The organism is Cellulomonas gilvus ATCC 13127, from assembly GCF_000218545.1.
Taxonomy (GTDB): domain Bacteria; phylum Actinomycetota; class Actinomycetes; order Actinomycetales; family Cellulomonadaceae; genus Cellulomonas; species Cellulomonas gilvus.
On sequence record NC_015671.1, the window covers coordinates 2,902,749 to 2,917,496 of the forward strand.

At 74.2% G+C, this 14,748-nt stretch carries 14 protein-coding genes; 8 read left to right on the forward strand and 6 right to left on the reverse strand.

What is annotated here, in order from left to right; translation table 11 throughout:
• Positions 1-170 precede the first annotated feature (170 nt).
• The 6 genes from CELGI_RS13130 to CELGI_RS13155 all read left to right on the forward strand — a co-directional run bounded on the left by CELGI_RS13130 (position 171) and on the right by CELGI_RS13155 (position 6,927).
• On the forward strand, positions 171-704 hold the full coding sequence (locus CELGI_RS13130) for a sigma-70 family RNA polymerase sigma factor (RefSeq protein WP_013884618.1): 534 nt from the start codon (positions 171-173) through the stop codon (positions 702-704).
• Positions 701-2,407 (forward strand): hypothetical protein, encoded by a 1,707-nt coding sequence (locus CELGI_RS13135; protein ID WP_013884619.1) that lies wholly within the window; start codon positions 701-703, stop codon positions 2,405-2,407. Before CELGI_RS13130 ends, CELGI_RS13135 begins: the two co-directional genes overlap by 4 nt.
• A 136-nt stretch (positions 2,408-2,543) precedes the next feature.
• On the forward strand, positions 2,544-3,437 hold the full coding sequence (locus tag CELGI_RS13140) for a hypothetical protein (RefSeq protein ID WP_013884620.1): 894 nt from the start codon (positions 2,544-2,546) through the stop codon (positions 3,435-3,437).
• Between the two features lie 117 nt (positions 3,438-3,554).
• Positions 3,555-4,157: a DUF4956 domain-containing protein gene (locus CELGI_RS13145; RefSeq protein WP_013884621.1), complete on the forward strand. Its 603-nt coding sequence runs from the start codon at positions 3,555-3,557 to the stop codon at positions 4,155-4,157.
• On the forward strand, positions 4,154-4,942 hold the full coding sequence (locus tag CELGI_RS13150; RefSeq protein ID WP_013884622.1) for a polyphosphate polymerase domain-containing protein: 789 nt from the start codon (positions 4,154-4,156) through the stop codon (positions 4,940-4,942). The genes CELGI_RS13145 and CELGI_RS13150 overlap by 4 nt, the downstream gene beginning before the upstream one ends.
• A gap of 32 nt (positions 4,943-4,974) precedes the next feature.
• Positions 4,975-6,927, forward strand: coding sequence for a carbohydrate-binding domain-containing protein (locus tag CELGI_RS13155; protein ID WP_013884623.1), 1,953 nt, complete (start codon positions 4,975-4,977; stop codon positions 6,925-6,927).
• Between the two features lie 6 nt (positions 6,928-6,933).
• Here the strand turns inward: CELGI_RS13155 and CELGI_RS13160 are convergent, their stop codons facing one another.
• Positions 6,934-8,046 carry a hypothetical protein gene (locus tag CELGI_RS13160; protein WP_013884624.1) on the reverse strand — a complete coding sequence of 371 codons (1,113 nt, stop codon included), beginning with the start codon at positions 8,044-8,046 and terminating at the stop codon, positions 6,934-6,936.
• Positions 8,046-8,570 carry an RNA polymerase sigma factor gene (locus tag CELGI_RS13165; RefSeq protein ID WP_013884625.1) on the reverse strand — a complete coding sequence of 175 codons (525 nt, stop codon included), beginning with the start codon at positions 8,568-8,570 and terminating at the stop codon, positions 8,046-8,048. The genes CELGI_RS13160 and CELGI_RS13165 overlap by 1 nt, the downstream gene beginning before the upstream one ends.
• A gap of 127 nt (positions 8,571-8,697) precedes the next feature.
• Between CELGI_RS13165 and CELGI_RS13170 the strand changes: the two genes are divergently transcribed.
• On the forward strand, positions 8,698-9,255 hold the full coding sequence (locus tag CELGI_RS13170; protein WP_013884626.1) for a sigma-70 family RNA polymerase sigma factor: 558 nt from the start codon (positions 8,698-8,700) through the stop codon (positions 9,253-9,255).
• Complete coding sequence (locus CELGI_RS13175) at positions 9,252-10,331, forward strand: hypothetical protein (protein WP_013884627.1); 1,080 nt, start codon at positions 9,252-9,254, stop codon at positions 10,329-10,331. The genes CELGI_RS13170 and CELGI_RS13175 overlap by 4 nt, the downstream gene beginning before the upstream one ends.
• A gap of 2 nt (positions 10,332-10,333) precedes the next feature.
• Here CELGI_RS13175 and CELGI_RS13180 read toward each other — a convergent pair whose 3' ends face one another.
• The 4 genes from CELGI_RS13180 to CELGI_RS13195 all read right to left on the reverse strand — a co-directional run bounded on the left by CELGI_RS13180 (position 10,334) and on the right by CELGI_RS13195 (position 14,743).
• Entirely contained in the window at positions 10,334-11,122 is a 789-nt protein-coding gene (locus CELGI_RS13180; protein ID WP_321572165.1) for an anaerobic ribonucleoside-triphosphate reductase activating protein, read from the reverse strand.
• 11 nt (positions 11,123-11,133) lie between these two features.
• Positions 11,134-12,957, reverse strand: coding sequence for a ribonucleoside triphosphate reductase (locus CELGI_RS13185; protein WP_013884629.1), 1,824 nt, complete (start codon positions 12,955-12,957; stop codon positions 11,134-11,136).
• A 236-nt stretch (positions 12,958-13,193) separates the two neighbouring features.
• A complete protein-coding gene (locus tag CELGI_RS13190) occupies positions 13,194-14,078 on the reverse strand; it encodes a 5-oxoprolinase subunit C family protein (RefSeq protein WP_013884630.1) in 885 nt (294 codons plus the stop codon).
• Positions 14,075-14,743 carry a 5-oxoprolinase subunit B family protein gene (locus tag CELGI_RS13195; RefSeq protein ID WP_013884631.1) on the reverse strand — a complete coding sequence of 223 codons (669 nt, stop codon included), beginning with the start codon at positions 14,741-14,743 and terminating at the stop codon, positions 14,075-14,077. Before CELGI_RS13195 ends, CELGI_RS13190 begins: the two co-directional genes overlap by 4 nt.
• Positions 14,744-14,748 lie beyond the last annotated feature (5 nt).

The window sequence follows — 14,748 nt, forward strand, 5'->3', positions numbered from 1 at the left end:
GCGGGCCAGGTCCCCGGGCCGGGTGGGGCTTAAGAGGTTGTGGCGACATATGGGCGCCAGGAGCTCCCATTCCTGGGCGGGGTGGGGGTGGGGTACAACGGTTCGGAGTGCTGGGGCGTCTTGGCTGGTGAGGGCGGCGACCGCCGGCCTCGTGACCGAGACGGGGTGCTGTGCCGGACGACGACGTGCTGACCACGCTGGCCCGCGAGCGCGGGCGTGCGCTGTTCGGCTACGCCTACCTGCTCACGGGTGACCGGCCCGCCGCCGAGGACCTGGTGCAGGAGGCGCTGGTGCGCACGTTCGCTCGTCGTCGGACCGGGTTCACGCCCGACGACGCCGAGGCGTACGTCCGCCGCGCGATCCTCACGGTGTTCCTCGACGACGCCCGCCGCCGGCGTCGCTGGACCGGCGTACGGCACCTGCTGGGCCGGCACGACGAGCCGGGCGGCGATCCCGCGCCCGCCGTGGGGGCCGTGCTCGACGTGCAGGCGGCCCTGGCGACGCTGGCCCCGCAGGAGCGCGCCGCCGCGGTGCTGCGCTGGTGCGAGGACCTGACCGTGCCGGAGGTCGCGGCCCGCATGGGCCTGGCCGTCGGCACCGTCAAGAGGTACCTGTCCACCGCCGGTCACAAGCTCGAGGCGCTGCTCGGTCCGCTCCCGGACGACGAGACGGTGCCACTCACCTCCGGGAGGACCCGGCCATGACCGAGCACCACGACCAGCCCCGCAACCCGCTGTCCGACGCGCTGTCGGCCGCCGAGCACTCTGCCGCGGCCCGCGCCTACGAGGTCCCCGTCGAGCTGGTGCGCACGCGCGCACGGCGTCGTCGGGCCGGTCGCACGGCCGCCGCGGCCGGTGCGCTCGCGCTCGTCGTCGCGGGCGTCGCGGTCGCCGTGCCGCGCCTCGCGGACGGCGACGGCGGACTGCGGCTCGCCGCGGACGCGGACGCGCCCGCGCAGTGCAGCGTGTCGCCGGCACAGATCCGTGCGGGCGACGGGGTCGTCGGTGCCGACGGTGGGGACGGCGGATGGGTCGTCGAGACCAGGGTCGTCCCCGGCACGCTCCAGCCCGCACGGCAGGGGCGGTGGACCATGGCCGTGAGCACGTCCGCGGACATGCAGGCCGCCGACTACGTCGGCACCCCGCTGGGTGGCTCGATCGCGACGTCCGTCGTGCTGGTGCGCGACGGTGCGGTGGTCGCCGTGCTCGACGGCTCGTACGACATGTCGCTCGAGGAGGCCCGGAGCGTCGCCGTCGACATGCAGCCGCAGCCGTTCCCCCTGGACGTCGACCTCGCCGGCACCTTCGTCTCGTGCGAGACCGGCGAGGACGCCGTCCTCGACGCGGGCACGTACGAGCTGGTGGCGACCTCGACGATCCGCTTTGGCCTCGCGGCCCGCGGCTCCGACGCGCCGGGCGACTCGCACGACGCCCGTTCGACCAGCGAGCCGCTCCAGGTCGTCGTGCCCGCCGGGAGCAGCACGCCGCTCGCCGGCCCGACGACCTGCGGCGCCACCGACGACGAGCTGCGGGACCTCGCCGACCCGCAGACCAACCCGGCGCCGCTGCTGCTCAGCGCGAGGTCGGTGCCGCGCACCGCTGCGTCCGGCAAGAACCTGTCGTTGCAGCTCGCGGTCACCAACGACGGCCCCGCGCACATCGACGCCCGGACCGGCTACCCCGAGGTCGTCCTGGTGCGGGACGGTGTCGTCGTCGGCGGCCCCGGCCCCATCGAGGCCATCGGCATCGACCTCTCGCTCGACCCGGGTGCGTCGACGCCGCTCGACGCCGGGACGCTCCTGCTGAGCTGCACCGACGACACCACGCCGCTCGAGCCGGGCGACTACGAGATCTGGGCGCTGTCGACGTTCACGCCGCTGGGTCCCGACGGCGCGCGGGAGACCGACGCCGACGACTGGTCCGCCGCGGCCGGGCCGTGGCCGCTGCAGGTCACCGGCGACGCGGTCGTCGACGACCAGATGCCGGGGCTGCTCGAGATGACGTGCGGCACCTCCGCCGACGAGCTCGCGCAGTGGGCCGCGATCACGCAGGAGTCGCCGCTGGCCGTCGAGGCGACCGCGGCGCCGGCCGACGGCGCGCTCTCCGTCACGGTGACGAACAGCGGGGACGTCCCGGTCACTCTCCTGCCCGATCATCTGAGTGCCGGGCTCTCGGACGGCGAGCAGGTGGTGGGCATGGGCCTGACCGCGATGTACGACGCGACCACGACGACGCTCCAGCCGGGCGAGTCCACGACGTTCAGCACCACCTACAGCGACCCTGAGGGGTGCGACGGGCCGCTGAGCACCGGGACCTACGACACCTGGGTGGCCCTGGGCGTGACCGTCGACGGCACCCCGAGCACTCTCGTCGCCGGCCCCGTCCCGGTGGAGCTCGCCACGCCCTGACCTCGTCGAAGGCGAATCCGACGCGTTCGCGGCCGCCGAGCACTCACCGCAGGCCCAGGCGTACGAGGTACCCGTCGAGCTGATCCGCACGCGGGCGCGGCGCCGCCGCCGTGCGCGGACGGGCACCGCCGCTGGTGTGCTCGCCCTCGTGGCGGCCGTGACGGTCGTGCCGTTCCTGCCGGACGACTCACCACAGCAGACAGTCGCGGCGCCGTCACCCAGCGCGACCCCCGCGTGGCCGGGACCCGACCCGACAGCGACCGCGCCCGAGTGCGGGGCCGCGGTCGGGGATCGCGGGAGCACGCCACACGGCATCCGGTGGGGCGTCTCGGACGACGGCCCCGACCCGCGGCTGCGGGTCAGCAACCACCGCGACCACGCGGTCCGGGTGACGGGCGCCGACGTCGTGGCGTCGCGCGGCGGCGTGGTCATCGGGAGGACCACCGCGGACCCGCCCGCGCACGACGACGTCTCGGTCCCGTCCGGCGCCGCCCACCTGCTCCTGGGCTCGTCCGGGTACGGCCCGATCGAGTGGTGCCCGGGCGTGGTACCGCCCGAGGACTTCAGCACGTGGCTGCTGGTGGACGTGCGCGAGGCCGGCGCGACGAGCGACGAGCGGATCCAGGCCCTCCTGCGGATGGGTACCGGCGACGACGACCTCGACCAAGCTGAGCGCGCGGCGCGGGTCACCGACGTCCGCTTCACGACGAGTCCGGACGGGCAGGGCGGGATCGCGGTGACGGCGACCAACACGGGCACGCTGCCCGTCCTCGCGGACTTCCGTCACGTGAGCGCCGTCCTCGAGCAGCGCGGCACGATCGTGGCGCAAAGCCTCGTCAACTTCACCGCGAGCCCGTGGGAGCCGCTGCCCGTAGGCGGGTCCCGCCGTCTGATGACGATCACGCTCGACCAGCTGTCGCCGCTCGGTGGTCCCGACGAGCGCGTGCCCGGGCCCGCACTCGCGTGGGTCCGGCTCGGTTCCGACCTGGGGCCGCTCGTCGCGGGGCCGTACGAGGTGGTCGTGCCCTGACGGGTGAACGGCGGGTGAACAACTCGGACCCCGGGTCCAGGTGACGCACAGGGGGCCTCCAGGTGGGGCTGGCTGACTGAGGTCTGCCAGCCACTCCCCCCACCTCAGGAGGCCCCCGTGTCCCCCTACGCCCTCTACGCGGCCGACCTCGTCGCGATCCTGATCCTCACGTTCGCGGTGTACCTGCCGCGGCACCGGCGCCGGGACCTCGTCGTCGCATTCCTGGCCGTCAACGTCGGTGTCCTGGCGGTCTCGGCGGCGCTCGCGCAGAGCACCATCGCCGCGGGCCTGGGGCTGGGGCTGTTCGGGGTGCTCTCGATCATCCGGCTGCGGTCCACCGAGCTCGCGCAGCACGAGGTCGCGTACTACTTCGCGGCGCTCGCGCTGGGCCTGATCGGCGGGCTGGGCACCACGTCGCTGGGGCTCGGCATCGGGTTGATGGCGGCGCTCGTGGTGGTGATCGCGGCCGCCGACAGCCCGCGGCTGCTGCACCGGCTGCGCCAGCAGGTCGTCGTGGTGGACCGGGCGATCGCCGACGAGACCGCGCTGGTGGCGCACCTGGAGCGCCTGCTGGGCGGGCGCGTGCACGCGGTGACCGTGCAGCGGCTCGACCTGGTGAACGACACGACGACGGTCGACGTGCGGTTCTCGGCCGGCGCGCCTCCGCTCGTCGCTCCGACGACGACCGCCACGTACGCCGAGCCCGGGACCGTGCGATGAGCGCGCTCGAGGCGCGTCTCGCGCAGCTTCCCGCGGTGGGCCTGGCCGAGATCGAGAGCTCGGGCGCGGCGCTGCAGACGCGCGTCGACCGCAAGTACGTGGTCCCCGCCGCGGCGCTCGCATCGCTGCCGCTGACCGCGGGCGCGCGGGTCCTGGAGATCGACGGCCGGCGCACGTCGGTGTACGAGTCCGTCTACTTCGACACCGTGGGGCTCGACAGCTACCTGGGTGCCGCGCTGCGGCGCCGCGGCCGGTACAAGGTCCGCACCCGCACGTACGCGGACTCGGGCGACTGCTTCGTCGAGGTCAAGACGCGCGGCGCCCGCGGCGCGACGGTCAAGCTCCGCCAGCCGCACGACGGTGAGCCGACGGTCCTGACGGACACCGCGTGGACGTTCGCGACGACGTCGCTGGGCGCGGACCGGCGCCTGACCGGCCCGCTGAGCCCGGCACTGGCCAACCGGTACCGGCGCTCCACGCTGCTGGTCGACGGCGGGCGGCCGGGTGTGACGGCACGCACCACCATCGACACCGACCTGGTGTGGATCGACCCCGCCACCGGGCTCGAGCGGCCGCTGGGCCCGCTCGCCGTGATCGAGACGAAGACCGGCGCGACGCCGTCGGTGACCGACCGCGTGCTGTGGCGCCACGGCCACCGGCCCGTGCGCATCTCCAAGTACGGCACCGGCATGGCCCTGCTGCACCCCGACCTGCCCCTGACCCCCTGGCGCCGCGTCCTGGACCGGCACATCGAACCCCGCTCGCGCTTGTCCGCGAGCGCCTGACCCGCTCCCACCCCGACACAAGGAGAACCCCCATGCGTACCCCCCTGCGGAAGGCCGCGGTCCGCGCGGCCGTCCCCGCCACCGTCGTCGCCCTGATCCTGGCCGGCTGCTCGTCGGGCTCCACCGACACCGCCGCGTCGTCGTCCACGTCCACCTCGACCGGGGACTCCGGCACCACCGTCCCCGTCTCGACGGATGCGGACCTCACGGTCGAGAGCGCGATGGCCGAGAACACCGCGCCGCACACCGCGGACACCTCGGTCGACGAGACCGACGCCGTCGACGTGACGCTCGCCGACGGCGCGTCCACGAGCGACTCGGACGCCGTCGCGGTGGACGGTGACACCGTCACGATCTCCGCGGGCGGCACCTACCGCCTGTCGGGCACGCTGACCGACGGGCAGGTCGTGGTGACCGCGCCCGACGAGGACGTCACCCTGGTCCTGGACGGCGTCGACCTGTCCAGCTCGACCACCTCACCCCTGCAGGTGCTCGAGGCCGACGAGGTCGTCGTCGTGCTCGCGGACGGCTCGAACAACCGGCTCGCGGACACCGCCACCTACGCGGACGACGACGAGGCGAGCGGCGCCCTGTACAGCGCGGGCGACCTGACGATCGCCGGAGGCGGGTCGTTGGACGTCGCGGCCAACGGCAACGACGGGATCGTCGGCAAGGACGGCCTGGTCGTCGAGTCCGGGACCATCACCGTGACATCGGTGGACGACGGGATCCGCGGCAAGGACTACGTCGTCGTGACCGGTGGCGACCTCACCGTGCAGGCGGCGGGCGACGCGATCAAGTCGGACGACGACGAGGACACGACGCTCGGCTACGTGCTGATCGAGGACGGCACGCTGACCCTGACCGCGGGCGACGACGGCCTGACCGCGAGCACCGACGCGCTCGTGGCCGGCGGGGCCGTCACCGTGACCACGGGCGACGGCGCGGGTGCGACCGTGGCGCAGGACGCCTCACCCAAGGGCGTCGTGGGCGACGCGGCCGTGGTGGTCGGTGGCGGGACGCTGACCGTGGACTCCGCGGACGATGCGATCCACTCCGACGCGGTGGTCTCGATCACGGGCGGCACGCTGAGCCTCGCGGCCGGCGACGACGCGGTGCACGGCGAGTACGCGCTGCAGGTCGCGGGCGGCACGGTCGACATCACTCAGGCGGTCGAGGGCCTCGAGGCCCAGGAGGTCAGCATCCTCGACGGCGACATCACGCTGGTGACGTCCGACGACGGCATCAACGGCTCGGCCGCGGACGCCACGACCGACGAAGCAACCGACGACACGGCCACAGACGGCACCGCGACCGACGACGAGGTTGCGCAGCAGGGTCCCGGGGGCGGGATGGGGGGCGAGATGAGCGCCGACGAGGACGTGCAGGTCACGATCGCGGGCGGCACGCTCGTCGTCGACGCCGAGGGCGACGGGCTCGACTCGAACGGGTCGATGACGATGACCGGCGGGACCGTGGTCGTGTCCGGCCCGACCAACGCCGGCAACGGCTCGATCGACTACAACGGCACGTTCGAGATCTCGGGCGGCGAGCTGATCGCGGTCGGCTCTTCGGGCATGGCGCAGACGCCCTCGGGCGGGTCGCAGTCCTTCGTCGGGCTGACGCTCTCGCAGCAGGGCGCGGCGGGTGACGTGGTGCAGGTGGTCGCGGCCGACGGGGACGTCCTGGCGTCGTTCACCGCGACGAAGTCGTTCGGCTCGGTGGTCTACTCCTCGCCCGACGTCGTCGACGGCGACACCTACACCGCGATGCTGGGCGGCACGGCCGGCTCCGCGGTCGCCGGGCCGCTGAACTCGGGCGGCGACGCCGGCACCACCGAGGCGGGCACGGGCACCGCGGGCGAGGTCACGGCCGGCATGGGCGGCGGCGGGATGGGTGGCGGCCGGGGCGGCGACATGGGCGACCGCCCGGCCCCCGGCCAGATGCCCGGCCAGGACGACTCCGCCCCCTCGTCCGGGGCCTGAGGCCGCTCAGCGACCCGGCGACCCCGGCGGCTCTTCTCGGCCGGGGAGGGGCTGCCGGGTCGCCGCACGGTCACTGCCGAGAAACTGAGAGACGGCCGGCTCCATGCTGGACAGCGCGACGCGGTCGTCGAACCGCGCGCGGAAGTACTCCGCCACCCCCGGGTCGTCCCAGCGGTCCCCCACGTCGACCAGGTACGCCTGGGCCCACTGCGAGTACGACCCCGTGAGCGCGATGCCGTCCGGCCACCGCGGATCATTCCGGTACGCGTCGCGCAGCTCCTCGACGAGCACCTCCTGGTCCGCCCGCGAGAAGTCCGTCGCCGCGAAGGCGACGTGCAGATCGTCGGCCGCCGCCTCGCCCGCCCGCTTGACCGCGTCGCGGAGCGACCCGGAGCCGGGCGCACCGTCGACGATCCACTGCGTGAACGTGGCGGTGGCCGCGTCGTAGGCCACGCCGCCGTCGGCCGCCGGGTAGGCCCGACCCGCGGCGCCGATGGCCTCGGCGAGCTCCGTGACCTGCCTGCCCGTGACGGGCCTTCCCCCGGTCGGGCCGTCGCCAGCGACCCAGGCATACCCATCGAAGTCGGCACACGAAGCGGGCAGCGTCAGCCCGTCGCCGCCGTTGAGTCGCCCGTTGCTCATCAGCCCGTACGCACCGCCCGTACCCAGCCTGTCGCCCAGCCTCCACTCCCGGCCCGTCGACAGGTCCACGAGGACCGACCGCGGCGTGTCCCAGTACCAGCTCGGCCCGACGACGAGCAGTGCCTCGTCGACGGTCACACACCCGTCACGGGCTCCGAGCCGCCCGCCGCCCGCCGCCTGGTGCTGCGAGTCCGCCGGGAGCGTGGCGATACCGATCACCGGCGTCGGCGTGCTCATGTCGGCCGTCGACGTCGGCCGCAGAGTGGGAGCGGCCGGGGCCGGGCGTCGGTGGTCGGCGGCCGTGCCGAACGCCACAGCGACGAGGACCACTGCGGCGGCGACCCCGGCGAGCAGTCGCCGGTGCGAGTGCTGCGGCGACCGCAGCGCGGGACCGACCGTCCGGACGCCGACGACTGCGGCGACCTCGTCATCCACCTGGGCGCGGAACGCCTGGCGGAACTCCTCCTCGGTGAACATCACGCCCTCCTCGTCGGGCTCGAAGCGGACACAGCGAGCCGGCGCAGCGCCTTGTGCGCGGTGACCCGCACGGTGCTGCGGGTGATGCCGAGCACCTCGGCGATCTCGCGGTCGTCCAGGTCCTCGATGTAGCGCAGCGTCAGCACCGCCCGGGCCTGGGGCGGGAGACCGGCCACCAGGGCGACCGCGGCACTGACCGACTCGAGCTCGGCGTACGCGTCGGGCCCCGCCAGCTCGCCGACTCGTGCGTCCACCACGGGCACCTCCGTGCGCCCCACCTGGTCCAGGTAGAGGCGCACCATGACCGTGCGGACGTACGCGAGCTGGTGGCGCGCTCGTCGGACGTGGTCCCAGCGGTCCAGCAGCCGCACCGAGGTGTCCTGGACCAGGTCCTCGGCGGCGGCGCGCTCGCGGCACAGCCCGAACGCCACGCGCAGCAGCGCGGCGCGGTGCTCCGCGACGAACCGCGCGACCTCGTCGCCCACGTCGTCGGCGACGAGATCGGTCGCCCTGCCGCTGCCCACACCCTGAAGACTGCCCTGCGGGCCGATCGTGTTTACCGGATCCGGCAGGAATCTCGCGCACGACCCCAACCGCAGCGTCGCGGCGAGCGTCTGGAGGGGTAGGAAGGTCGGCGACGAAGGGTGCGGCATGGCATGGGACGGGGTCCTCGACGAGCTGGTCCGCGACCGCGGGCGCGCGCTCGTCGGCCACGCGTACCTGCTGACGGGTGACCTGCGCGAGGCCGAGGACCTGGTCCAGGACGCGCTCGTGAAGGTCTTCTCCGGACGCCGGCCCGCGGCCGAGGTGGAGTCCGCCGAGGCGTACGTCCGGCGCGCGATCCACACGCTCTACATCGACGGGTTCCGCCGGCGCCGGCACTGGGCGACGATCCGGCACCTGCACGCGGCCCCGGACGCGAGCCCGTCGGACGGACCCGACGGACCGCCTGACCTGCTGGTCGGGAACCGCCTGCTCCTGGCGCAGGCGCTCGCGGGTCTGAGCCCGCGCGAGCGGACGTGCGTGGTGCTGCACCACGTCGAGGACCTGCCGGTCGACGAGGTCGCGGCGGTCCTGTCGCTGAGCACCGGCGCGGTCAAGCGCTACCTGTCCGACGGCCGCCGCTCGCTGCGCGAACGCCTCGGCGGACCGGCCGACGCGCCCACCCCCGACGAACGCCTGGACCTGACTCCCCGGAGGACACGATGAACGACCCCCTGCAGGACCAGCTCGCGGACCTCGCCCACGCCGCGGGCGCGGCGTCGGACGGCCTCGGCGAGTCGACGGTGCGCCGCGTCGCCACGCGGGTCCGGCGCAGGCGCGCGGCACGGCAGGTCGGCACGGGGGCGGTCGCGGCCTGCGCGGTCGGTGCGGTGGCGTGGGGTGCGGGACAGGTCCAGGGCGCGTCGAGCCGGCTGCCCGCGGGCCCGACCGCACCGGTGTCGCCGGCCGCACCGGTTACCCGCCCGCCGTCGGCGTCCGCGACCCCGTCCGTCGAGCACCCGCCCCGCATGATGCTGTGGGAGAAGTACTTCGAGTGCGGCGAGCCCGTCGGGATCACGATCCACTCGCGGCCCGACGCGGGCGGGCTGGTGCTGGCGGCCGACGAGGACCTGTCGGTCACTCTCGGCGTCGCGGGCGACGCGTCCGTCACCGCGACGGTGCCGACCGCAGGCACGTTCGCGCTGGTCGGCGACGACGGCGCCGTCGTGGGCTACCTGTACCCGGACGAGGACGACCTGGTCGAGACCGACCTCCGCGCCGCACAGGGGGACACGACACGCCTCGACGGCGGGGTCCACCTGGTGGCCTGCGAGGGCGCCGACATCCCGGCCGAGGCGGTGGCATGGCCGTTCGTCCAGGCCACGGTCCGGAGCACCACGGCCGACGACGAGGGCCGCCGTGCGGTCGTGGTCGCCGCCGACCCTCGCACGCTCGACCTCACTCCGTTCGCTGCGGACCGCGGGACTGCTGGGCTCTGGGCTCCCGTCACGATCCTGGAGGCCCGCACGGGGGCGTCCGCCGGAGTGCTCGAGCATCCCGTCGTCGAGCTGGACGCACGAACAGTCGCCCTGCAAGTCGCTGGCTCGTCGTCGTGCCCGCCCATCCCCAAGCGAGCTCGTTTCGGCAGCGACGTCATCCAGGTCGTTGTCGGGCGCGCGGACGACCTGGGGTCGTGCACCGACGACCTCATGCCCACGACGTACGTCCTCGCCATGCCGCAGGGGTTTGCACCCACCGATGCGCCGACCGTCGAGGTCATCCACGAGGAGCAGATCGGCTGAGCTCAGTCTGAGCCCTGACGCATCGCGGCCAGCGCCTGCTGGTACTCGGTCGTGGTGCCGTCGGCGCGGACCTCCTGCAGGACGTGGTCCGTGACGCCCAGCGCGGCGAGGTCGGCGGTCAGCGCAGCCACGTCGTCGTCGGACAGGACGGTCGGGTCCACGGTGGTGCGGACCTGCACGTCGACGCCCGAGTCCAGCACCATGCGCAGGCTCGTGAACGCCTGGTCGGCGGCGGTCGTCTCACCGCCGACGCGCGTGATCGCGCGGTACAGCGACCGCGGGGCCTTGACGTCGAACCCGATCCAGTCGACCAGCGGCAGCAGCGACTCGAGCCGCCGCGGGTAGGCGCCACCGGTGTGCAGCCCGACGCCGAACCCCGCGGCCCGGACCTCGCGCATCGCGTCGGCCAGCCCGGCCTGGCGCGTGGGCTCACCGCCGGAGAACACCACACCGTCCAGCAGCCCGGCGCGGCGCCTCAGCAGGTCCCGGACGTCGCGCCACGGCACCTGGCCGGGGGCGCGGGGGTCCAGGATCGCGTGGTTGTGGCAGTACGTGCACCGCCACGGGCAGCCCTGCAGGAACACGGTGGCCACCAGACGCCCGGGCCAGTCGCACGACGACATCGGCGTCAGGCCCGCGATCGTGAGGTCGCCCGCACACGGCTCGGTGCGGCCGCCGATCGTGAGCGCCGCGGCCGCGCCCACGCCGGGCAGCAGCACGGCGCCGCGCGCGGGGGGCAGCGCCCGCTCGTCGTCGGACGACGCCGACGACGATGACGGACGCTGCCCCACCGGCGCGAGGCTCACGCCAGCGCCGCCACGGACTCGCGGAAGTGCGTGCGCTCGGCGTGCTCGCCCTTCTTGCCCACGTTGAACGACGAGACGGGCCGGTGGTAGCCCATGACGCGCGTCCAGACCTCGCACTCGGTGACGCGGCCGGCCTCGGCGCAGCGCGGGCACTCGTGGTGCTCACCGGCCAGGTAGCCGTGCGACGGGCAGATCGAGAACGTCGGGGTCACCGTCAGGTACGGCAGGCGGAACCGGGACAGGGACCGGCGCACCAGCTCGCGTGCGGCGTCGGGCGTCGAGAGCCGCTCGGACATGTACAGGTGCAGCACGGTGCCGCCCGTGTACTTGGTCTGCAGCTCGTCCTGGCGCTCGAGCGCCTCGAACGGGTCGTCGGTGAAGCCCACGGGCAGCTGCGAGGAGTTGGTGTAGTACGGGTTGGTGTCGGTGCCGGCCTGCAGGATCTCCGGGTAGCGCGCGCGGTCCTCCTTGGCGAACCGGTACGTGGTGCCCTCGGCGGGCGTGGCCTCGAGGTTGTACAGGTGGCCGGTCTCCTCCTGGAACTCCACCATGCGCGCGCGCACGTGGTCGAGCACGCGCACGGCCATCGCGTGACCGCGCGGGTCGGTGATGTCGTGCTCGTCGAGGGAGAAGTTGCGGATCATCTCGTTCAGGCCGTTGACGCCGATGGTCGAGAAGTGGTTGTCCAGGCTCGGCAGGTAGCGCTTGGTGTACGGGAACAGGCCGTCGTCGATGAGCTTGCCGATGACCTGGCGCTTGAGCTCGAGGCTCGTGCGCGCCAGGTCGAGCAGCTCGTCGAGCCGCGCCAGGAGGGCGGTCTCGTCGCCCGCGTGCAGGTAGCCCAGGCGCGCGCAGTTGACGGTCACCACGCCGATCGACCCGGTCTGCTCCGCGGAGCCGAACAGCCCGTTGCCGCGCTTGAGCAGCTCGCGCAGGTCCAGCTGCAGGCGGCAGCACATCGAGCGCACGTCACCGGGCTTCATCTCCGAGTTGATGAAGTTCTGGAAGTACGGCAGCCCGTACTTCGCGGTCATGGTGAACAGCGCGTCCGCGTTGGGGCTGTGCCAGTCGAAGTCCTGCGTGATGTTGTACGTGGGGATCGGGAACGTGAAGACGCGGCCCGTGGCGTCGCCCTCGGTCATGATCTCGATGTACGCGCGGTTGATGACGTCCATCTCCGGCTGCAGGTCGCCGTACGTGAAGTCGCAGGGCTCCTCGCCGACGAACGGGACCTCGTCCTTGAGGTCGTCCGGGCACACCCAGTCGAACGTGAGGTTGGTGAACGGCGTCTGCGTGCCCCAGCGGCTCGGCACGTTGAGGTTGTAGACGAGCTCCTGGATGCCCTGCTTGACCTGCGCGTACGTCAGCTGGTCGGTGCGCACGTAGGGCGCCATGTACGTGTCGAACGACGAGAACGCCTGCGCGCCCGCCCACTCGTTCTGCATGGTGCCGAGGAAGTTGACGATCTGCCCGATCGCGGCCGAGAAGTGCTTGGCGGGACGCGCGTCGACCTTGCCGGGGATGCCGCCCAGGCCCTCCTGCAGGAGCGTGCGCAGCGACCAGCCCGCGCAGTAGCCCGAGAGCATGTCGAGGTCGTGGATGTGCAGGTCGCCCTCGCGGTGCGCGTGCCCCACGGCCGCGGGGTACACCTGCGACAACCAGTAGTTCGCGACGACCTTGCCGGCGGTGTTGAGGATCAGCCCGCCCAGCGAGTAGCCCTGGTTGGCGTTGGCGTTGACGCGCCAGTCGCTGCGGTCCAGGTACTCGTCGATCGAGGACGCGACATCGACGGTGACGGGCGTGGCGGAGGGGTCGGGCATGGCTGTGCGCTCCTTGGGGGTCCGATTTCATCGTCTCGCCGCGATCACCAGATGTAGTGGTTCGCCGGTCCGCGGCTCACAAGATGTGGGTATTTCTATGTCCGTCGTCGGGGTCGGACCGGGACGTTGGTCCCGCCCGCGGACGACGCGGCCGGTGGCGCGGGCGCGGCCGCGCGCAACTCGCGGCGTGTCGCTGCGGAGTTCATCCGAACGCCCCCGGCGTGTCGCGTCGCGCGTCAGCCGGACACGCGCAGCGCGAGCCGGACGGCGTCGCCCGGACGCACCTGCGCGAGCGCGTCCACGTCCCGCGGGAGCACCACCGCGAGCACCGGGTAGCCGCCCGTCACGGGGTGGTCGACGCCGAACACCACCGGCCGCCCGTCGGGCGGGACCTGCACCGCGCCGGGCACCAGACCGACGGGGGCGAGCTCGCGTCCGACGAACCCGCGTGCCCGGGTCAGGGGCGGCCCGTCGAGCCGCACGGCCACCCGGTCGGACTCCGGCAGCACCTGGTAGCCCTCGGGCGCGCACAGCACCCCCGGCCACCGCACGTCGAACCAGTGCGCGTGCGGACCGGGCTCGACGGCCAGCACGACGACGTCGCCGGGGTCCGCACGCCCGGCGTCCGTCGGCGACGGCAGGCCCGGCTGCGCGGGTGGCCGTCCGGACCCCACGGGCAGCACGTCACCGGCCGCGAGCGCCCGCGGGCCCAGACCGCCCAGCCGGTCGCTCGAGCGCGAGCCGAGCACGGGCTCCACCGCGACGCCGCCACGCACCGCGACGTACGTGCGCAGCCCGTGCGCGGGGCGGCCGAGCGTCAGCACCTGCCCGGCCCGCAGGCTCGTCGTCGTGCCGGCCGGGACGCCGTCCACGCGCACGTCGACCGCGGCACCCGTCACCGCGACGGTCACGTCCCCGAGCGCGCGCACGCGCAGCCCGCCGAGCAGCACCTCGAGGCCCGCCGCACCGTCGTCGTTCCCGACCAGCCGGTTGCCGGCGCGCCACGCACCCGCATCCGCGGCGCCCGCCCGACCGACCCCGACGTGCGCCCACCCCGGACGGCCGCCGTCCTGCACCAGCGTGAGCAGGCCCGGGTCGAGCACCTCCAGCGCGCCGCTCATGCCGGCTCGAACCGCACGCGCGTCCCCGGGGTGAGCAGTGCGGGCTCGTCGTGGTGCGCGTCGAACAGCACGGTGGGGCACGTGCCCAGCAGGCGCCAGCCGCCCGGCGTGGCCGCGGGGTAGACCGCGGAGAACCGGTCGGCGACGGCCACCGCCCCGGCGGGCACGCGAGCACGCGGGGTGCCCCGGCGCGGCACGACGAGCGCGGGGTCGAGGCCCACGAGGTAGGCGAACCCGGGCATGAAACCGCCGAACGCGACCGTGTACGTGGGCGCTCGGTGCCGTGCGACGACCTCGTCGACCGGGAGCCCGGTGAGCGTCGCGACCTCCGCGAGGTCCGGCCCGTCGTACGTCACCGGCAGCACGACGAGCCGGCCGTCGGGTGCCGGACCGGGCACGTCCCGAGCGACCGCGAGCGCGTCGGCCACCACCGCACGCACGCGCGCCGCGAGCGCGCGCAGGTCCGTGCCGGGCGGCACGCGCAGCAGCACGGACTCCGCGGCGGGCACCTGGTCCTCGACGGCCGCGAGCGGGCCGCCGGCACGGCGCGCGAGCCGCAGCGCGTCGTCGGCGCACCGCACCTGGGCCAGCCCGGGCAGCTCCACCAGCAGCGCGGCGGCCCCGTACCGCACCACCCGCACGTCCGCGCGCGTGTCCCGGTCCATGCGCG